General features: G+C 37.0%; 18 protein-coding genes. 11 read left to right on the top strand and 7 right to left on the bottom strand.

Translation table 11 applies throughout. The features are described from left to right. Positions 1–15 precede the first annotated feature (15 nt). Both ACXACQ_RS02920 and ACXACQ_RS02925 read left to right on the top strand, forming a co-directional pair. Entirely contained in the window at positions 16–993 is a 978-nt protein-coding gene (locus ACXACQ_RS02920; protein WP_474974427.1) for a radical SAM protein, read from the top strand. A 158-nt stretch (positions 994–1,151) separates the two neighbouring features. Beyond that, entirely contained in the window at positions 1,152–1,358 is a 207-nt protein-coding gene (locus tag ACXACQ_RS02925; RefSeq protein WP_474974428.1) for a hypothetical protein, read from the top strand. A gap of 64 nt (positions 1,359–1,422) precedes the next feature. Here the strand turns inward: ACXACQ_RS02925 and ACXACQ_RS02930 are convergent, their stop codons facing one another. Together ACXACQ_RS02930 and ACXACQ_RS02935 are read right to left on the bottom strand one after the other, a co-directional pair. Further along, positions 1,423–5,118: a BamA/TamA family outer membrane protein gene (locus ACXACQ_RS02930; protein ID WP_474974429.1), complete on the bottom strand. Its 3,696-nt coding sequence runs from the start codon at positions 5,116–5,118 to the stop codon at positions 1,423–1,425. A 58-nt stretch (positions 5,119–5,176) separates the two neighbouring features. After that, positions 5,177–6,064: an SdiA-regulated domain-containing protein gene (locus ACXACQ_RS02935; RefSeq protein WP_474974430.1), complete on the bottom strand. Its 888-nt coding sequence runs from the start codon at positions 6,062–6,064 to the stop codon at positions 5,177–5,179. 90 nt (positions 6,065–6,154) lie between these two features. On the opposite strand from ACXACQ_RS02935, the gene hemE reads away from it, so the two are divergent. Continuing rightward, entirely contained in the window at positions 6,155–7,189 is a 1,035-nt protein-coding gene (hemE, locus tag ACXACQ_RS02940) for a uroporphyrinogen decarboxylase (protein ID WP_474974431.1), read from the top strand. A gap of 53 nt (positions 7,190–7,242) precedes the next feature. On the opposite strand, the gene accD is transcribed toward hemE, so the two are convergent. After that, positions 7,243–8,082: an acetyl-CoA carboxylase, carboxyltransferase subunit beta gene (gene accD, locus ACXACQ_RS02945; RefSeq protein WP_474975033.1), complete on the bottom strand. Its 840-nt coding sequence runs from the start codon at positions 8,080–8,082 to the stop codon at positions 7,243–7,245. A 172-nt stretch (positions 8,083–8,254) separates the two neighbouring features. Here accD and fbaA point away from each other — a divergent pair, with 172 nt between their 5' ends. The 8 genes from fbaA (at position 8,255) to ACXACQ_RS02985 (ending at position 17,736) form a co-directional block, all read left to right on the top strand. Continuing rightward, the gene (gene fbaA / locus ACXACQ_RS02950) at positions 8,255–9,331 is read left to right on the top strand and encodes a class II fructose-bisphosphate aldolase (RefSeq protein ID WP_474974432.1); all 1,077 of its coding nucleotides are present in this window, start codon (positions 8,255–8,257) and stop codon (positions 9,329–9,331) included. A gap of 200 nt (positions 9,332–9,531) precedes the next feature. Next, positions 9,532–11,592, top strand: coding sequence for a GAF domain-containing SpoIIE family protein phosphatase (locus ACXACQ_RS02955; protein ID WP_474974433.1), 2,061 nt, complete (start codon positions 9,532–9,534; stop codon positions 11,590–11,592). Between the two features lie 45 nt (positions 11,593–11,637). Next, positions 11,638–11,976, top strand: coding sequence for an STAS domain-containing protein (locus ACXACQ_RS02960; RefSeq protein WP_474974434.1), 339 nt, complete (start codon positions 11,638–11,640; stop codon positions 11,974–11,976). Further along, complete coding sequence (locus ACXACQ_RS02965; RefSeq protein WP_474974435.1) at positions 11,973–12,398, top strand: ATP-binding protein; 426 nt, start codon at positions 11,973–11,975, stop codon at positions 12,396–12,398. The genes ACXACQ_RS02960 and ACXACQ_RS02965 overlap by 4 nt, the downstream gene beginning before the upstream one ends. A 137-nt stretch (positions 12,399–12,535) precedes the next feature. Further along, positions 12,536–14,515, top strand: a complete 1,980-nt coding sequence (locus ACXACQ_RS02970) for a peptidylprolyl isomerase (protein ID WP_474974436.1) — start codon at positions 12,536–12,538, stop codon at positions 14,513–14,515. Next, positions 14,493–15,374, top strand: coding sequence for a peptidyl-prolyl cis-trans isomerase (locus ACXACQ_RS02975; RefSeq protein WP_474974437.1), 882 nt, complete (start codon positions 14,493–14,495; stop codon positions 15,372–15,374). Before ACXACQ_RS02970 ends, ACXACQ_RS02975 begins: the two co-directional genes overlap by 23 nt. After that, positions 15,352–16,722 (top strand): peptidylprolyl isomerase, encoded by a 1,371-nt coding sequence (locus tag ACXACQ_RS02980; protein WP_474974438.1) that lies wholly within the window; start codon positions 15,352–15,354, stop codon positions 16,720–16,722. The genes ACXACQ_RS02975 and ACXACQ_RS02980 overlap by 23 nt, the downstream gene beginning before the upstream one ends. A 48-nt stretch (positions 16,723–16,770) precedes the next feature. Beyond that, a complete protein-coding gene (locus ACXACQ_RS02985) occupies positions 16,771–17,736 on the top strand; it encodes an AAA family ATPase (protein WP_474974439.1) in 966 nt (321 codons plus the stop codon). 9 nt (positions 17,737–17,745) lie between these two features. On the opposite strand, the gene ACXACQ_RS02990 is transcribed toward ACXACQ_RS02985, so the two are convergent. The 4 genes from ACXACQ_RS02990 to cysD all read right to left on the bottom strand — a co-directional run bounded on the left by ACXACQ_RS02990 (position 17,746) and on the right by cysD (position 21,601). Further along, positions 17,746–18,180 (bottom strand): Rieske (2Fe-2S) protein, encoded by a 435-nt coding sequence (locus ACXACQ_RS02990; RefSeq protein ID WP_474974440.1) that lies wholly within the window; start codon positions 18,178–18,180, stop codon positions 17,746–17,748. 120 nt (positions 18,181–18,300) lie between these two features. Then, entirely contained in the window at positions 18,301–19,326 is a 1,026-nt protein-coding gene (gene pheS, locus ACXACQ_RS02995; protein ID WP_474974441.1) for a phenylalanine--tRNA ligase subunit alpha, read from the bottom strand. 2 nt (positions 19,327–19,328) lie between these two features. Beyond that, the gene (gene cysN / locus ACXACQ_RS03000; protein ID WP_474974442.1) at positions 19,329–20,609 is read right to left on the bottom strand and encodes a sulfate adenylyltransferase subunit CysN; all 1,281 of its coding nucleotides are present in this window, start codon (positions 20,607–20,609) and stop codon (positions 19,329–19,331) included. Between the two features lie 86 nt (positions 20,610–20,695). Then, positions 20,696–21,601: a sulfate adenylyltransferase subunit CysD gene (gene cysD / locus ACXACQ_RS03005; protein WP_474974443.1), complete on the bottom strand. Its 906-nt coding sequence runs from the start codon at positions 21,599–21,601 to the stop codon at positions 20,696–20,698. Positions 21,602–21,606: the final 5 nt, after the last annotated feature.

The following is a 21,606-nucleotide window of genomic DNA, read 5'->3' on the forward strand; positions in this document are numbered from 1 at the left end:
TTCATACCTTTGGTCATGCGCTTGATTTCACATCCGGTACTGTGCAATTATTATGTCACCTATAGGTGCAACGCAAAATGTAGCTTTTGTGACATATGGGAGAAACCCTCGCCTTATGTAACCTTACAAAGCGCAAAAGAAAACTTTACCGCTTTAAAAAAAATGGGGGTGAAGGTTATAGATTTCACCGGAGGAGAACCCCTCCTCCACCGCGAAATAGATAAATTATTAGCCTTAGCAAAAGACATGGGTTTTATCACCACCCTCACCACCAATTGTCTTTTATACCCAAAATGGGCGCAAAAAATAAAAGGCTTGGTAGATATGCTTCACTTTTCGCTAGACTCACCTATAAAGGAAGAGCACGACCATTCGAGGGGTGTAGCCTGTTTTGACTTTTTCAAAGAATCTCTAAAAATTGCATCTCAGATAGGTGAGCGTCCCGATGTTCTATTCACTGTATTTGAACATAACATTGACCAGATTGAAGAAGTATACCATCAATTTTGCTTACCCAATAATTTAATACTGATATTAAACCCTGTATTTGAATACAATGACGTAGCCCAAGGGGCTGATTTATCACCTGCAGCTCTAAAGAAATTATCTACTTGGGGTAAGAAAAAAAATGTGTACCTCAACCAAGCCTTTATACAATTGAGAAAAGATGGGGGCAACCATACTACAGCACCTGTGTGCAAGGCTGCCAGTTCTACTATTGTTATCTCTCCTGAAAATAAACTTATATTACCTTGCTATCATCTAGGACAAGAAGAGTTTGAAATAGACCGCCCGCTAGATGTTATCTATAAAAGTGAAGCGGTACAAAAAGTAGTGCAACAAGAGGGGCGCTTACCAGAGTGTGAGGGCTGCACCATTAACTGCTACATGCAACCATCCTTTGCAGTAGAGCTCAACAAGTATTGGTTAAAGTCCTTACCTAGCACTATAAAGTACAATCTAATAAAAGGCACGTGGAAGCAAATGCTCTGAAAATCAAGACTACTCAACTTGGTAACCGCTACTCATCGCCATATAATACAATTCATAGCTTTTTAACCTCATATTATAGAAACGTAAAAATAATTGCGGCATCGATTGCGTTTATATAGTAATGCACAAAAACTAACCATAACTAAAACATCAAGCACATGAATATACAGCAAAAAGAAATTAAATTGAAGAGAGCTTTAATCCTCGGCAATTTTTATCATAAAAAAGTGAAAATTGTAAAAGCTATCAATGAAGGTTATGAAACCATCATCGATACCATTATAGGGCTCAAAAAAGATTTAGTGCTTACAGAGGACGGAGGTTTCATTCCTCGCTCTGCGATCAAGACTATTTATCAGCTTTAATCTGGCTGATTGATAATCTCGGTAGGACTCCACCAACCACCTACCGAGATTATTAAATACAATATCAAAATAAAAAACCTAACCGGGCATATAACATAGTATCTTCTTCAGAGTGCCCTACTTCTACGGAAACCACAGCCATATTAAATGGGCTTAACCATACTCCTCCTCCATAACCATGATGCCACTGCGATGAGTTTTCGCCATCTACCCAAACTCTACCTACATCATTAAATCCTAAAACTCCAATTGTAGCAGGGAAAATATAGGTTCTGAAAGAGGCCAGTGGCAACCGTAGCTCTATGTTATTAAACACCTTACTTTCACCATAGAACCTAGTTTTGCGATATCCCCTTAACTCTTGTTTTCCGCCTATAATTTGTGATTGATAAATTTCATAGTCCCCAGTATTTATTCCTGCTCCGGCTCTCATGGCCAATACTGCGCCTTTTCGCTTACCAAAAGCTTGATAAATACTCAAGGCAGTATTTAACCTGCCATAGGTGTTATTAGTATTATGAACGCCCAACATGCCAGCAAGTTGGTTATCAAAATAAAAGCCTTCTTTAGGCATCATTTTATTATCTCGCCTATCCACCGTAAGGCCTAATCCTACACCAGTATAATTACGAAACTCTCCCCTTACATTATCTCCTGTAAGCTGATCATAGTCTTCAATAAATCTAGGCTTACCTGTTTCATCCTCTATTTTAACACTTTGAAATAAGTGATTAACTGAAAAGGTTGTTGATTTAGAAATAGCTTTTGACAAGCCTATACTTGTAGAGATTTCTTCAAACCTTAACCTATAGTAATCAATCTCACGCTTTAACCCCAATTCATCATTTTTATTTTTATCGTACTGAGAGTTATTACCTAGACCAAAAAAGTTATTCACAAAGTTAGGTTTCTTCACTTCTAGAGTGGTATTTAAATTCCACCCGCCTACCACAGCAGTGTAGTCCCCAGCATATTTAAAATTATAAGAAGAAGTATTTACTGCATAGCTACCTAAGATCATATGCCTACTTTTAAACGGCTCTTTTCTAAAACCATGATTGGTATAAATAAAACCTCCTCCTACATAAAGTCCGTCATCCACATTATAATTACCCGTAACCAAAGGCATTAAAACATTATACTTAAACGCTTTTCGGTCATACACATTTACATCCGAGCTATTCTTAAGCTTGCTTTTACTCTCCTTATTTAATTTCAGCTTATTACCATCTTTGGTATCATAGAATACGTTCTGTTTACCCCAGCCCCTCACACTAGAGTCATCATCAAGCTCATCCTTTCCCTCACCGCCAATTACCCTAATTAAAATTCCTTTTGCACCCTCACCTTCTATCTCAAATTCATCTTCACCACCTAACCCAAACAGACGAATTTCCTTAGTTTCCTCTTTTTTGAACAGCCTTTCATACATTATATGTTTATTTTCACCTTCACTGTTCATCTTTTTTACCGTAACATGCACGTCACCATTGGGTAGGCGCTTAGCTTTAAAATGTTCGCGTTTATCCGAGCCAACAATGTCTACCGCTTGAGCCAAAAACAAATAATGAGCAACAGCATACTGTTCTATGCGATCTCTTCGTGCTTTTAAGTTGTAAATAATCTCTTCGCCATGAAGTTGAAAAATAGAATCTGGCCACTGATGAATAGCCTGTTCAATGCCTTCATCAGTCATACTTGCCTTTAACTCGTTTGCCACCGCTATCCAATCTTCTTTAGACAGTGCCGTTACAAAAGAACGATCAAAATAGCGCGCGTTAAACATTAAGCCAGAAGGCCACCTTACTTCATCGCTAAAACCTTCTAATTTTGGCAAGGCCCATTTTCTGCTGGCTATACCTGGCAAAAGACCTTCATTTATAAAAAAGGCCTGATCTCTATCTCTCGGTATTGGCCTATAAACTTTACCCTTACCATCCGGATCTTTAAAAGAGGCCCAGCGCCACTGATCATCATGTCTATCCCAATCACCAATTATCATATCAAACAATCTGGACTTGAGCACAAACTTTTGATCTATCTGATCATCATTATCTTCTTGTAGTTTCTCTAACACTTTGCTAGTACTCACAATTTTTTTTGAATTACCGAAGAATTCAGCATCAGACCAATTACCAGCTGGCCGCTCTTCATAAAGTGCTAAAGTATTAGCAAATGTCTTTTGATGGACTCCAAAACGTGGATCATTAGGCAAATAAACCAACTTAGGATTGGTATGGTAAATGCCTGCCATGTCGGCTAAGTAAGGAACTACAAAAGCACCATAAGGATGTGCGGCTGAAATTTGATCTTGTACAATGTCCTGAGCAAAGGTTTTTCTCAAAAATTGAGGAATGGCACTTTCAGGATATTTTTCTATTGAGCGCAATACATACTGCTTTCCGTTTTCAGCCTCTAACCTAAGCGACTTAGTTTGCATTCCGCCCCCACGCTGCACTATTTTCAACCCTCCATGTTCAGTGCCTATATCAAAAACAGGAATTTCTATTGGCTGCCTCCATTCCTTTCTATAGTTCTGCCCCAGAAAAAATACTTTGGTTTTACTTTCTGTTTTATACTGATCACTGGCGTGCGCCACTACAGATTGATCATTAATTAGTAGCTCCTCTTCATCGCCTTCGGTAGCACCTCTTTGGTGCGCCCAATTTTTATCATATACTACTTCCAGGCCATCCTCCGCTTTATCCATGCCATAAAATGTTAATTTCACTTGGCCGTCAGGCATAAAATCTAGTCGTGAAAAACCATATTTCCCTGCAGCAAATTCCGCAGGGTCAGCATTAACCACCTTACTTGTTTTGCTTCCTGCCCCACTTACTACATAATGAATATTCCGTTTCTCTATGTATTCTAAAACATGATCGTGACCAGAAATATGGATCAGGTGCGGATAATCGTTCAACAGCTTTACCATTGTATTTCTAAACTCTTTATAGTTAGCGGCCGCTAAGTCTTCCGGTCGAGCAAACATTCTCCGCAGCCAGGAAGTCAACGATCCTATACCGGGCATTGGTACATAAAGTGGTTTAGATAATTGAGTGAGTGGAAAAAGATGATCTTTAAAAGTATCGAAACTGCCATGATCACCATAAGTATACATGGGGTGATGCATAGCAACAATTAACTGACTATCCTTATTTGCATCTAAAATTTCTTTGGTAAGCTGCAGTACCGCTACGGGATCTGAGGCTTTGCAGTAGTCTAAAGTATCTCCCTCATCAAACGCCCCTTGCAAAAACCATTGCGAATCTAAAATGAGCAATTTCACACCCGGAGCCAGAGATTTCAACTCTGGGCCACCACACCCTGCAGAGGGATAAAACACCTGTTCTTCGAAATAATTATTAACAAAGTCTTCCTGATTTTTGAGGTACTCAAAGCCATTTACTTTGCCATTTTCCCAATCGTGATTACCAGGTATAAAAAACTTATCTCCGGAGTAACCATTCAAAGCAAAAGCTTGAGATTTCAACTTACTCTCTATCTCATCATACTTGGGGTCATCTTTATTTACCAAGCCATTAGGGTAAACATTATCACCTAAAAAAATAACTCCACTACGTTTACCCGCAGCAATTATTTGCTCGTGCAACTCTACTAATACTTTCTTTTGCTCAGCACTTTCCTCCCCGGCATCCCCCACCATAAAAAGTGAATAAACAGGCGCTTCTTGTGCATATGCTGCAATAGAAAATACCGACTCAAAAAAAATTATAACTATTGATAGGTACCACTTCATATCCATGTAAATAAACTTGCATGGGAAGTTAAAACGACTTGGCTATAAAAACAAAATACTATTTATTATACCTAATTTTTAAAAGTAGTGCTGGGCCACCTTTACTCTCACTAGAAATGTATAGCGTACCATCAGGAGCAAAACAAATCCCCTCTGGTTGTGGGTATAATTCCGAGTCTAAGGGCACTACTTCTTTTATTTCACCCTCATCAAAAACTACTAATACGTCATCAGCACTAAGTAAATAAATATCAGAAGTTATAGGGTGTACAGCTACGCCCGAAGGGTCATAATCGCTAACATTATTAAAATACTCTCTTTCCTTTATAAAATCATCAATGTCATCCTCTTCTACATCAATAATTTCTTTTCCGTGCACTTTCTGCTCTTCTATATTATAACGATACACTGCTTTCCCCTTTACATTATTACCATCAATGTCACCACTTCCCTTACAAGCAATTAATAGATCTTTTCCATCATAGCCCAGCCCTTCTACATTGTTTTTATTGCCAAAAGTGGTGTCATCCTTTTCAGCATCCACCTCATCTTTATCTCCTAAATTAAAACTATAAAGATCCCCTCCACTTTCTATTACAAAAACCTTGTCATCAACCACTTCAACCCCTTCATAATCCTGATCTTTGGCAAATTTAACTTTACGCTGAATACTACCATCAGCGGTGCTTATAAAATAGATATACCCATTCTCATCTTCTACTGTTACTAGTAAGTCATCAGAATAATAACTTAATGCTGATGTTTCATCCAAATCTTTATCCAAGTCTAACACCACATCAGGGTTATAAAACTCATATCCCAAAGCTGCTGCGCCATAGTCCAAGTACGTGCTATCCATTTCATCCTCTCTGTATGGTGAAGCACAATTTGAACTCATCCCAATGCCTATTACACCTGCCATTATGGCTAAAATCATCTTTTGCATATTCTGGTATTTGATTACTAAATCAACAAATGAACGACCTTTCAGTTATAAAAAATAATATTTGATTTCAAATACTCATATCTTTGCACTATGTCTTTAAAGAATGATTTAATTCTCCGCACCATTAGAGGAGAAAAAACAGAACGCACCCCTGTTTGGCTTATGCGCCAAGCAGGAAGAATATTGCCTGAATACAGAGCCGTACGAAGCTCATTAAGTGGCTTTAAAGAATTAGTAGAAACCCCTGAGCGTGCTGCCGAGGTTACCATTCAGCCCGTAGACATACTCGGTGTGGATGCTGCCATTATATTTTCAGATATATTAGTTATACCTGAGGCCATGGGACTTACTTATGAAATGATTGAAAAGAAAGGCCCCAGATTCCCAGAAACAGTACAATCAAAAAGTGACATTGATAAATTAAAAGTGGCTGATGCAGGAGACTTGCATTACACTATTGATGCCATCAAAATCACTAAAAAGGAATTAGATGGAAGAGTGCCTCTTATTGGCTTTGCAGGAGCACCTTGGACAATTTTTGCTTACATGGTTGAGGGTGGAGGCAGCAAAACCTTCTCTAAAGCACGTGCCATGCTGTACAAAGAACCCGAATTAGCTCATGCTTTGCTGCAAAAAATCACTGATAGCACCATTAACTATTTAAAAGGGCAAATTGAGGCTGGCGCTGATTTTATTCAAATATTTGACTCATGGGCAGGTATTTTAGCTCCTGAGCACTATAACATATTTAGCTTACCTTATATTTCTCAAATCTGTGATGCCATCACAAGTGTACCAAAAACGGTATTTGCTAAGGATGCTTACTTTGCCAGAGAGGCTTTAGGCAAAATTAACTGCAACACCGTAGGGCTAGACTGGTGCATGGATATTAAAGAATCAAGAACCCTTATTGGAGAAGACAAGGTATTACAAGGAAACCTCGATCCTTGCGTACTTTATGGTACTGAAGCTGACATAGAAAAAGCAGTGAAGAATATGCTTACGGCATTTGGACCTTATAAGCACATTGCCAACCTAGGCCATGGTGTGTACCCTGATACCGACCATATGAAAGTGAAATTCTTTGTGGAAACAGTAAAAAGACTTAGCGCTGAAATGCGATAAATAAAAAAAGCCGCTATAAAGCGGCTTTTTTTATTATATATCAATTGATGTTTTTATTGTAACATCTTAATAAGCGTAGTCAATTTTGCTTTTAGGTTTCTTCTATCAACAATAAAGTCTAAAAAACCATGGTCTAGTACAAACTCAGCACTTTGGAAACCTTTAGGCAAATCTTTACCGATAGTTTCTCTAATCACTCTAGGACCTGCAAAACCAATAAGAGCGCCTGGCTCAGAAATGTTAAAATCTCCTAACATGGCATAAGAAGCCGTAACACCACCAGTAGTAGGGTCAGTAAGTAAAGAGATATAAGGCAATTTGGCTTCGCTCAATAAGGCCAACTTAGCAGATGTTTTTGCCATTTGCATTAATGAAAGGCCTGCTTCCATCATTCTTGCCCCTCCTGATTTAGAAATCATTAAGAAAGGAGTCTTATTTTGTAATGCATGATCTATAGCCCTGGCGATTTTTTCGCCTACAACAGATCCCATAGAACCACCAATAAAGGCAAAGTCCATACAAGCTATTGTTATATCTAAGCCATTAATTTTTCCGTAAGCCGATCTTACTGCATCTTTTAACCCTGTTTTTTTCTGCGAAGCCTTAATTCTATCAGGGTAAGGCTTGCTGTCTTTAAATTTTAAAGGGTCGTCAGACTCTAAATTTTCATCTAATTCAGTAAATACATTATCGTCAAAAAGTATTTCGAAATACTCTTTAGAACCAATCCTCACATGATAGCCATCTTCGGGGCTCACATAAGCATTACTTTTTAACTCTCTGGTGTGGATGATTTTACCACTAGGCGTTTTAAACCATAAACCGTCAGGAGCTTCTTTTTTAGCTTCTGTAGGGGTTTGAATACCTTTATCTTTTCTTTTAAACCAGCTCATGTTTTCCATTGTATTAATGTTTTATGACTATCATTAGTCAAAACAATTCACGCAAATATCTACAGTATAGTCCATCTTTCAAAAATTAGCTCCAAGAATATGACCTACCTAAATTATTTAGTTTATTTGTAACGCTTTACAGCAATGATTATTAAACTATAAAATTAATAAAATGTCAGCTTCAGATTTTAAAGCCGGTGTACTAACCGGAGATGATGTACAAAAGCTCTTTAAATACGCTAAGGAGAAGAAATTTGCTCTACCAGCAGTAAATGTTGTAGGTAGTAACACTGTTAACGCAGTGATGGAAACTGCCGCAGCTATTAAATCACCTGTTATCATTCAGTTTTCTAACGGTGGTGCAAGCTTCTACGCAGGTAAAGGTCTTTCTAACGAAGATCAAAAAGCAGCTATTGCCGGTGCTGTTGCAGGTGCGAAGCACGTACATCAGTTGGCTGAATTATACGGAGCTACTGTTATACTTCATACAGACCACGCTGCTAAAAAATTATTGCCTTGGATCGATGGATTGTTAGATGCAGGTGAAGAATTTTACAAGGAGCACGGAAAACCTCTTTTCAGTTCTCACATGATTGACCTTTCTGAAGAGTCTTTAGAAGAGAACATCGCTATTTCTAAAAAGTACTTAGAGAGAATGAGCAAATTAGATATGACGCTCGAAATCGAACTAGGGGTTACTGGTGGAGAAGAAGACGGAGTTGATAACACCGATATTGACAGCTCTAAATTATACACTCAGCCAGAAGAAGTAGCTTATGCTTATGAAGAGCTTAAGCAAATAAGCCACAGATTTACAGTGGCAGCTGCTTTTGGTAACGTACACGGTGTTTACAAGCCAGGTAATGTAAAACTTACTCCTGTAATTCTTAAAAATTCTCAGGATTATATCAAAGAAAAATTCAACACTGAAGAAGATCACCCAGTTGATTTCGTATTCCACGGTGGTTCTGGTTCTACTGTTGAAGAAATCAGAGAAGGTATTTCTTATGGTGTAATTAAAATGAACATCGATACAGATCAGCAATGGGCTTTCTGGGAAGGTGTTAAAGATTACTACAAAGAAAACGAAGGATATTTACAAGCACAGATCGGAAACCCTGAGGGAGACGATGTGCCTAACAAAAAATTCTATGACCCTCGCGTGTGGTTAAGAAAAGGTGAAATCACTTTCAACGACAGATTGAAAAAGGCCTTTGAAGACCTTAATAACATTGGTACTTTAGCTTAATAGCTTTAAAGCCTTAGTTTAAAGCACTGGATGTGATCCAGTGCTTTTTTTATTTCGCAACCTCTGTATTACAATGAACTTGTTATACCTATTTATAATTTAACGGAATAACACATCGTTCTTAAAATCAACCCCATAATTAACCTTAAAAATTAATTAGAATAAGATAATTCATTATCTTCAAGGCCACGTTTAGAATTATGATAAGTAGAAAAGCTGTTATAAGGTTAAGTACGCTACTGAGCATTATTACTTGGGTAATAATGGCTTTCTCTGATCTATCTATTATCATAAGCACCAACAACAATTTTAAGCCAGGCTTCAACTATGAAATGCCAAGAATAGGACTGAGCTTATTTATCCTTACCCTTTTCGTTTTTTTTAAATTTAGAATCGAAAAGGCCGAAAGCATAAATTTCGTTGACCTGCTATGGAAAGTTTTTGTTACAGGTCTTATAACCACTATAGTCTCACTTGTGCTTCGGCTTTTTGTGGTAATACTTGGCACCACTAAACTGGCGTCAAATGTCATTTTTCAAGATTTCATTTACCTCACTAACCTAGGGCTAATTTGTGGCTTTCTAATTTCCACTTTTGTAGTTTGGAAAAGGCTTATCTTATATCAAAAATCTAAGTTTCTACTCACTGTATGGCAAATTTTTGAATACGCCTTATTGCTGAGTTTAATATATAACGTACTCCCATTTCCTCAACTTAGAGAGCTGCAAAATATTTACCTCTCTATACTTATTCTTTTAGGTATATTCCTATCGGCTAACATGAAATGGGTAGCCTACCTCAACTTCAAACAGAAGTGGAAAAGTATACTTTTGATATTATTAGCAATGTTTTATTTAGGGTATTTTGCCTATACCGTATTCAGCATGGCTAATGAAATATACCCTGCCGCGCCACAGTTTCTCGATTTTAGAGGCAATGTTTTCATTGTTTCTATTATGGCTTTCATATTTATATATGCCCTCTTTTCGCTGCTGGTATTGCTATTTAACTTACCTACCTCATCAGTGTTTGAGCAAAAGCTTGAAGAGGTGGTGAATTTCCAGCGCTTAAGCCAATCTATACAGACAGAGCAGAACGAAGAGCGCGTGTACGATATTTTGCTTGAAAGTGCTGTGAGCACTGTATTTGCCGATGCTGCTTGGATTGAAATATTCAACGATGACGATAAAAGCAAATATTATACTTATGAAATATCAGTAAAAGAAGCACAAAACATTAAAGAGCATATACGCTCCAACAAGCACCTGTATGCCGTTTATCAGCAAAAAAATGATGCTAGCAAAACAAAATATCTGGCCACATTAAAAGCCTCAAGGTTTAGGTCCATAATGGCATTTCCTATCCATGTTAAAAATAACAGAGTAGGCATGCTGGCACTATTAAAAGATGTTAGTGATGGTTTTAACAAGGAAATGTCTAAAATCATAGACACTTTCATTAACCAAGCAGGCATTTCAATAGAAAACTTTAGGCTACTATCAGAAGCATTAGAAAATGAACGGTACAAGGAAGAACTAAAGATTGCAAAAAGAGTACAGAACAGTTTATTGCCAGAGGTACTTGACCATGACAATGATTATGATTTAGTGGCTTTTTCAGAAGCTGCAGACGAAGTAGGGGGTGATTATTATGACACCTACAGGATCAACAAGCATAAAGTGGCCTTAATAATAAGTGATGTTTCTGGTAAAGGAACTTCAGCCGCCTTCCACATGTCTCAAATGAAAGGTATTTTTCATAGTTTTTCACAACTAGACTTAGGCCCTAAAGATTTTCTAACTAGAGCAAACACGGCCCTCAGCAGGTGCCTAGATAAAGCTTCGTTTATTACTACCTCTTATTTTGTATTAGATAGTGAAAGCAAAAGCGTAGAATTTGCCCGAGCAGGCCACTGCCCTACATTATACTTTTGCAGTGAAAATAACACAGCCACCTACTTTCAAAATAAAGGATTAGGGTTAGGCATATTAAGGAATAATGAATTTGGAAACTACATACAAACCAATCGTTTTCATTACAAAACAGGAGACATTTTAGTGTTGTATACGGATGGAATTACCGAAGCAAAAAATGCTAAAGGTGAAGAATTTGGATATACCAGACTTCAAAATTTCATACAACAAGTGAAAGATAAAAGTGCAATAGAAATACAAGAGGAACTAATTAATGCACTTTATAAGTTTAGTGGCTCCAAGGCCATAGACGATGATTATACAACCTTAATAATTAAATTTAACTAAACGCCAAACTAACAACATAAAGGCTTAGTAATACGTAAAACAAATATGGTGGAGATACAAAGGACACAGGAAGAAGATTATAACTTAGTTAAAGTAATGGGAGAAGTAGACGCCAGCTCATCCATTGAATTAGATAGTGCCATTTCAGAAGCTGTAGCTACTGGAAACAAAAAGCTATTGGTAGACTGTACTTCTTTAGACTACATTTCTTCTGCAGGTCTTGGTGTTTTTATGTCATACATTGAAGAGTTCAAAAAAGATGGCATACATCTTATTATATATGGGCTGAACGATAAAGTAGCCAATGTATTTTCAATTTTAGGTTTAGACCAGTTACTGGCTATAGAAAAAACAAAGGAGGAGGCGAAAGCTAAGTTGGGATGAAGTACTGTTATAAAGTGCCGTGCAAAAAAGAAATGCTGAAGGATATACGCACCTTCGTGAAGGATGTATTACACCAGCATGAATTACCCGAAGTAGATGTAAGTACGCTAGTGCTTGCTATAGACGAGGTCTGTGCTAATCTTATTATACACTCACACCAATGCAACCCTAGCGAAAGCATAGAACTTGAAATTAAATTCAACAAAAACAACAAAGAAATTATTTTCAGCATTATAGACAAAGCTGAAATGTTTAATATCAACAATTACGAAGAACCTTCCCTTGATGATATTATAAAAGCAAAACGCAAAGGAGGCGTGGGTCTCATCCTAGTAAAACGCATCATGGATGATATTCAGATAATCTCTAAGCCCAAAAAACATGTTTGCCGACTCTCTAAAAAATTCGACTCAGAGAAGTAGGGAATAACATATTCCAATATCGCATCATATTTTCCCCTTATTTTCGTTAAAATTGCAAGGTTTGTAAAATCTATTATTATAGCCTTGTATCTAGTTAAATTAATTAATAAAAATTGCGATAATCAAAACCTAAACCAATGAAATGGCCATTATTAATCCTATTGACAATATGCATCAGCTGTAATGTCAATAAGAATTCTTCAAAATCCGACAAAGTAGAAAAACTCACTCTTTTCACCGTAGCGGATGACACCACGTATAGTGACGAATTCGTTTACGTTTACAAAAAAAATAATGTCAATAACGATACGGCATTTACCAGAAAAGACATTAAGGATTACCTGGATTTATACGTAAACTTTAAACTGAAAATAAAGGAAGCCAAAAGCAGAGGTATGGATACCACTGGCGCCTTTAAAAGAGAATTTAACACCTACAAAGAGCAACTTAAAAAGCCTTACCTTACAGAAAACAAAGTAACCGAAAAGCTTATTAAGGAAGGTTACGACCGTTACAAGCAAGAAATCAATGCCTCTCACATTTTAGTTACAGTAGCAGAAAATGCCCCACCTGCAGATACACTAAAAGCATATAACAAAATTATGGAAGTGAGAGAAAAGGCCGTTAGCGGTGGAGACTTCTCTCAATTGGCAAAAGAATACTCTGATGATCCATCAGCCAAAAATAATGGTGGTAACTTAGGTTACTTTACCTCTTTCCAGATGGTTTACCCATTTGAATCTGCGGCTTACAGTACACCTGAGGGTGAAATTTCTAAACCCGTAAGAACGAGATTTGGATACCACATTATCAATGTAATAGATAAAAGACCTACAAATGGCAATGTGGAGGTTTCTCACATTATGATAAGAATGAAGCCTGATTTATCAGACTCATCAGAAGCTAGAAACAAAATATTCGAAATTTACGACCAAGCTACAGGTGGAGTAAACTGGGATGACTTAGCTAAGCAGTTTTCAGAAGATGTTAACTCTAAAAATGCAGGTGGTAAACTAAGGCCTTTTTCTGTAGGTCAGCTACCAGTAGCATTTCAAGAAGCTGCTTTTGCATTACAAAACCCAGGAGACATTTCTGACCCTGTAATGACTCCTTACGGCTGGCATATTATTAAAATGGAAGGAAAAACTCCACTTCAAAGTTTTGAAGAGATGGAACCTACTATCAAATCACGAATTAATCGTGATTCAAGAGCACAGCTAAGCAAAAAAGTATTTATCGAAAGACTTAAGAAAGAAGATCAGTTTGAGGAAACTGAGGCAGTTAACACCATTTATGACTATGCTGACAGCACGCTTAAAAGAGGTAAATGGTCTTACAACGAGCAACTAGAGGTATTGAATAAAAAGTTATTCTCTATAGCTAAAAAAGAATTCACTATTAAAGACTTCTTTAGTTACCTAAAAAATAACCAAAAGCCTAACTCATATGAGCCTAAAAACTATATGAAAGAAGTGTATGACAAATACACTGACGAAGAGCTTATCAGCTATGAAGAAAATCATTTAGAGGATAAGTATGAAGACTATAGAATGCTGGTTAAAGAATACAAGGAAGGCATTCTTTTATTCCAACTTATGGAAGAAGAAGTATGGAATAAGGCGGTGGAAGATAGTGTAGGTCTAAAAGCATACTACGAAGCCCACAAAGACAAATATGCTCATGGAGAGCAGTTAGATGTCACTATCTATAATGCTAAGTCAGAAGATATCATTAACAGCATAGAGTCTTCTATAAAAGCTAATGATAGCGCTGCATTAGAAAAAGAGGCTTTAAAGAAAAAATATAACCAAAAAGAAGCTTTAGCTTTGCAGGTTGAAGAAGGAGCATTTGAAAAAGGAGAAAAAGACGTAATAGATGCTATTGCGTGGGAGAAAGGTATTTATAAGCAAGAGCTTAACGGCCGATATAACCTTGTAGTGGTAAAAGATAAAATAGCTCCGGGACCTAAACCTTTGAATAATATCAAGGGATTAGTAATTTCAGACTACCAAAACTACCTTGAAAAAGAGTGGGTTAAGGCGCTAAAAGAAAAATACCCTGTCAATATAAAAGACAAAGGGCTTAGCTATGTGTATGAGAAACTGGAAAAGAAATAGTTTAATAATATTATCTATAGGATTGCTCGCTGGGTGCGACTTCATTCAAATGAAGGGTGACAATAGCACCGAAGACTCTGAGAGTAGCCCTATAGCTAGAGTTAAAGATCAATACTTATACCCTGAAGACCTAGATGGAATTACACCTTCAGGCATGAGCAAAGAAGATAGTACGGATCGTACTGGGCGCTTTATAAATAATTGGATTAGAAAGCAGCTTCTTATTAAAGAAGCTGCTACTAAAATAGAATTTGATGAAGCTGATATAGAGCGTAAAATGCTAGACTACAAGTATAGTCTCATGGGCTATGAGTATCAGAGCTACTACATCAATCAAAATTTAAACACCGACATTTCTGACGAAGAGATTTCCAATTACTATGATGAGCATATCGACAACTTCATTCTGAAGCAAAACATCATAAGGGGAAAATACATTAAACTTCCGGCCGCAGCGCCAAAAATTAAAAAAGTAAAGAATTTAATTACTTCAAGTAAAGAAAAAGACATTAGCGAGCTAAACTCTTATTGTTTAAGCTATGCTACAAAATATCAATTAGATAATTCCGTTTGGATGATATTTGATGAAGTGATTCAAGACTCACCGCTAGCCGAAATACCCAACAAGGTGCAGTATTTGAAAAATCACAGTTATACCGAAACCTCTGACGATAATTATAAATATTTTTTACAGATAGAAGAATATAGAATATCTGACAATATTTCTCCACTCGAATTTGTAAAAGATGACATTAAAAATATTCTTATAAACAAACGCAAGGTTGAACTGGCCAAAAGACTTGAAGAGGAAGTTTATGAACGCGCAACACAAAACAATGAATTTGAAATCTATAATTAAAATCAGCTGCCTATCTTTTTTATTCGCAGCCATGGCATTTTCATCTGCTAAAGCGCAGGAAGAGGAAGAAGACAGCAATAGCAATCAGTTGGTAGTAGATAAAATTATTGCCAAAGTAGATAATTATATAGTGCTTAAATCTGAGCTAGAGAGTTATTATCTCAATTATTTATCTAATGGTAACATGGCATCTTCTCGTGCCAAATGTGGCATATTAGCTCAGCTAATAAGTCAAAAGTTAATGGTAGCAAAGGCTGAAATAGATTCAGTAATTGTAACTGAAGACCAAGTAGACAATAACCTTAACAACAGGATGCAAATGATCCTTTCTCAATATGGTGGATCTGAAGAGCAGCTGGAGGAGTATTACGGCAAATCACTTGAAGAAATTCAAAACGATATTCGTGATCAAATCAAAGAGCAGCTTGTGGTAGGAGAAATGAGAAAAGAAATAACGAAAGACATAGAGGTGACACCCGCAGAAGTGAAAAAGTTCTTCACTAAAATGCCTAAAGACAGCTTACCTTATTTCTCTACTGAGGTGGAAGTATCACAAATAGTAAACATACCTAAAATAGGAAAGACTCAAATTAATGCGGCTAAGCAAAAGCTATCTAATATCAGAAGAAGAATACTTGAAGGGGAAAGCTTTGAAGCCTTAGCAAAAGAATTTTCTCAAGACCCGGGTAGCGCGAAATATGGAGGTAATCTTGGCTTTGCCAAAAGAGGAGTAATGGCTCCTGAATTTGAAGCCTCTGCGTTAAAACTAAAAGCAAACGAGATTTCTCAGCCTTTCGAAACTGAGTTTGGCGTACACATAGTACAACTTATAGAAAGAAGGGGTAACGAATATAATAGCCGTCATATATTAATTACTGCTGAGCCTTCTGCCGAAGATATAGAAAGAGGAGTGCAATATTTAGACAGCTTACGTTCTCAAATATTGGCCGACAGCATTACTTTTGAGAAAGCCGCTAAAGAATACTCTGATGATAAATACACTGCGGGTAATGGAGGTTTCTTCACTGACAATGCCTCTGGCACACGTGTATCTGTAGAGGACTTAGACCCCGTAATTTTCTTCACGGTAGACACCATGACTATTGGTGATATTTCTAAACCGATGAGATTCAGAACTGAAAGAGGTAAAGAAGCACTTCGCATACTTTACTTTAAATCTAAAATAAAACCACACGAAGCTAACCTTAAAGACGATTGGCAAAAAATATACACTGCAGCCCTGGAAGAGAAAAAAGACAAGGCAGTGCAAAAGTGGTTTGAAAAAGCTAAAAATGATGTTTTTATTAACATCGATCCTGCCTACAATAATTGCGGCATAGTCAATTAGCGAGAGTTATATATAATTTTTCAATCGTAATTTCATACTTTAGTTAACATGAAGTCATTTAATTCTGATGTAGAAGCAGCTGATGCACTACATGAATCATACAAGGAGCTAACTAGTGAAATATCTAAAGTGGTAATAGGCCAAGAAGAAGTAGTAAAGCTTTTGCTTACTTCTATATTCTGCCAAGGCCACTGTTTATTAGTAGGTGTGCCGGGTTTAGCCAAAACTTTGCTCATTCACACCATGGCTTCTGCTCTTGATTTGAAATTTAACAGAATACAGTTTACACCTGACTTGATGCCTTCTGACATACTAGGTGCCGAAACATTGGATAAAGACAGGAATTTTAAATTCATAAAAGGCCCAGTGTTCTCTAATATTATTTTAGCTGATGAAATTAACAGAACACCACCAAAAACTCAGGCAGCATTGCTTGAGTCTATGCAAGAGTATTCTGTAACCGTAGCTGGTCAAAAATACAGTCTTGATAAGCCATTTTTTGTACTAGCTACTCAAAACCCAATTGAGCAAGAAGGTACTTACCCTCTACCAGAAGCTCAATTAGACAGGTTTATGTTTAATGTATTATTAGACTACCCAGCTTATGAGCATGAAGTAAACATTGTAAAAAATACTACTTCTACTAAGGTGGCTGATGTTAAGCATATACTCAATGCTGAAGAGATTACTTTTTATCAAGAATTAGTAAGGAAAGTGCCCGTAACTGACAATGTGATTGAATACGCAGTAAGTTTAGTGCACAAAACGCGCCCTAATAGCGCCAAATCCACCAAAATCACCAATGAATACTTAGAGTGGGGAGCAGGTCCAAGAGCCTCTCAAAACTTGGTATTAGGCGCTAAATGCAATGCCTTACTGAATGGAAAATATAGCCCAGACATAGAAGACGTAAAAGCAATAGCTAAGCCTACACTAAGACACCGTGTAGTACGAAACTTTAAAGCTGAAGCAGAAGGTATGTCTGTAGATAAAATTATTGAAGAATTGCTATAAGCCAATTCTTCAATACACCTCCTCATCTGTAATTGTCAACTTCCTGTCTATATAGGTTACTTCGTATTGCCTTAAAGGAAATTGACTAGGCCCGCCAGTAGGGTATCCATTTTCAAAACTATAAGAGCTTTTACAGCAAGGGCACTGCATATATAACCCTGAACTGTGTACACTAATTGTAGCACATGCTTCATTAGGATGATATGCACAAACTCTCTCAAACGCCTTATATTCCATAGGGCTCAATCTGTAAAGTATTATGCCTCTTACCCCTTGACTCAATCCATCATAATAACCACCATCGATGCTTAAATCTTTATATTGAGGTAAGTTTAAATTGATATAAATATCATTGAAAGGAACGTAGGGAATATCAATTTGCCTAACATTTTCGTCACAAGCAAAGCATGCAAATAAGGCAAAAAATAAAAATATTTTTTTCATGATAACTAAACGGGTATTAGCCTCTTAAATTTCAAAACATCAACAAAAAAGCAGAAGATAATCGGGCTTTTCATTTCACCTTATCTTCTGCTTTTATTTATTCTAATATGTTTTTAAAGATTAATGTAGGGTCTGAAATTGCTTTAAAAAGCGTACATCATTTTCTGTATATAACCTTAAATCATTCACTCTGAATTTTAATTGAGATATACGCTCCACTCCCATTCCGAAAGCAAAACCAGTATACTCCTCAGGATCGATGTCGCTACTTTTTAGCACGTTAGGATCAACCATACCAGCACCACCTATTTCTACCCAGCCAGTGTATTTACAAAGCTGACACCCATCGCCTTTACATATCTGACATGAAATATCAATTTCTGCACTAGGCTCTGTAAAAGGAAAATAAGATGGCCTGAACCTGATTTTAGTTTCCGGGCCGAACATTTCCTTAGCAAAGTGATATAGCGTTTGCTTAAGGTCTACAAAGCTTACGTTCTTGTCAATGTATAGACCTTCAACTTGGTGAAAAACACAATGAGCACGCGCAGAGATAGCTTCATTTCTATAAACACGCCCAGGCATAATAGACCTTAAAGGCGGCTTTTGTCTTTCCATCAACCTTACCTGAACTCCAGATGTATGAGTTCTTAATAAAATATCAGGGTTCTTCTCAATAAAGAAGGTATCCTGCATCTCTCTTGCAGGGTGATTTTCGGGGAAATTTAAGGCCGTGAAATTATGGAAATCATCTTCAATTTCAGGCCCATCAGCTACACTGAAGCCAATTCTTTCGAAAATCTCAATAATTTTATTTCTAATATAAGTAAGAGGGTGCATGCCACCAAGCTCATGACCAGCCGGAGGTAAAGTTAAATCTGGATGATCTCCAGCATCTTCACTTTGTTTATCTTCAAGTTTATCGATCAGGCTCTTAAATTTATCCTGAGCGGCTTGTTTCACCTCATTTACCTGTTGCCCAAATGCCTTTTTTTCTTCATTTGGAACATTCCTCATTTCAGCAAAGAGCTCTCCTATAACACTCTTTTTACTGATATATCTTAAGCGAAATTGCTCAAGCTGATCCTGATTTTCAGCATCCGCTTGAGCAATTTCATTAAGTAACTCCTTTACTTTTTCTTGCATATTTATATGATCATTCCTGCAGCTACAGTTTCGTTAGTAGCTTCATCAATTAAAATCACACTTCCAGTTATTCTGTTTCTGGTATATCTGTCATAGAATAAAGGCTTGGTAGTTCTTACCGTTACCCTTGCTATGTCATTCATTTTTATGTCTTTGTCATCCTCAATTCTATGCAAAGTATTAATATCTACTTTGTATTGAATAGTCTTCACCATACAACGCGCATCATTGGTAGTATGCTTTATACCGTATTTACCGCTTGGCACCAATGGCTTGTCATTCATCCAGCATAACATCATTTCGATATCCTGACCTACATTTGGCTTATTGTTTTCTCTAACAATCATATCACCACGGCTGATATCTATGTCATCTTCAAGCTGTAAAGTTACTGACATTGGAGCAAAAGCTTCGCTTAATTCTCCATCATAACTATCAATACTTTTTACTTTTGAACTAAACCCTGAAGGTAACACTGTTACGGCATCGCCAGGCTTAAATACTCCTCCTGCAATTCTACCGCCATACCCTCTGTAATCATGGTATTTATCAGACTGAGGTCTAATAACATACTGTACAGGGAAACGACAGTCGATATGGTTATGATCGCTACCGATATGGATATTTTCTAATAAGTATAATAACGTACCACCCTTATACCAAGGAGTGTTTTCAGAATCGTTAACTACGTTATCACCTTTTAATGCACTAATAGGAATAAAACGGATATCTTTTACCTGTAATTTAGAAGCAAATGACTCCACTTCGCTTTTTATTCTGTTATAAACATCTTCATCATAGTCCACCAAGTCCATTTTGTTAATACAAAATACAACGTGAGGAATACCTAATAAAGAAGCAATAAATGTATGTCTGTGTGTTTGCTCTACTACACCGTTTCTTGCATCTACTAATATTAATGCAAGGTTAGCTGTAGATGCACCAGTTACCATATTTCTTGTGTACTGAATATGTCCTGGAGTATCAGCAATAATAAATTTTCTTTTAGGAGTAGCAAAATATCTATAAGCTACATCAATAGTAATTCCTTGCTCTCTTTCAGCTCTAAGACCATCTGTAAGAAGTGCTAGGTTTACATTTTCGTCACCTTTTCTTCTACTAGACTCTTCAATAGCCTCGTACTGATCTTCGAATATTGATTTAGAATCGTATAATAACCTACCGATAAGTGTACTTTTACCATCATCAACACTACCAGCTGTAGTGAAGCGTAGTAATTCCATATCTAAATAACCCTTGGCTTCTGTGTTATTGTCGCTCATTGTTTCTCTATTATGAATAACAAATATGACGCACAGTCATATTTGTTTAGATTTTAGTTTGATGAATAATTTAAAGTAAGATGATTTTAGAAGTATCCTTGCTTCTTTCTGTCTTCCATAGCAGCTTCAGAGCGCTTATCATCAGAACGTGTACCACGCTCGGTAGATCTTGCAGCTGCTACTTCATCAATAATATCTTCTAAAGTAGAGGCATTAGACTCTACAGCACCAGTACAGGTCATATCTCCGATAGTTCTGAAACGTACAATTCTCTTCTCTGTAGTTTCAGTCTCTCTCTGTTGAATGAAATCGCATGTAGCCATGATTACGTTATCTCTCATGAATACTTCTCTTTCATGTGCGAAATAGATAGGAGGCAATTCAATACCTTCCATTAAAATGTATTGCCATACATCCATTTCTGTCCAGTTACTGATAGGGAATACTCTAAAGTTTTCACCAAAATGCTTTTTGCCATTGAAAATATTCCATAGCTCAGGTCTTTGGTTTTTAGGGTCCCATTGGCCAAACTCATCTCTATGAGAGAAAAATCTTTCTTTAGCTCTGGCTTTCTCCTCGTCTCTACGAGCTCCACCTAAACACGCATCAAACTTATGTTTTTCAATAGTATCAAGAAGTGTAACGGTTTGCAAACCGTTTCTACTGGCGTTATAGCCTTTCTCTTCTACTACTTTTCCTTCATCAATTGATTGTTGCACTGAACCAACGATTAATTCAGCACCTAGTTCTTCAACAAATTTATCCCTAAAGGCAATAGTCTCAGGGAAGTTATGCCCAGTATCGATATGCACTAATGGAAAAGGAACTTTTCCTGGGAAGAAGGCTTTTTTAGCCAAGTGTGCAACAGTAATGGAGTCTTTACCTCCTGAAAACAATATTGCAGGATTTTCGAATTGAGCTGCTACTTCACGAATTACATAAATCGCTTCGGCTTCCAGCTCCTTTAAGTGAGTTAAATTGTAAGCTTTCATTTACT

Source organism: Fulvivirga sp. AWR4_260, assembly GCF_056158185.1.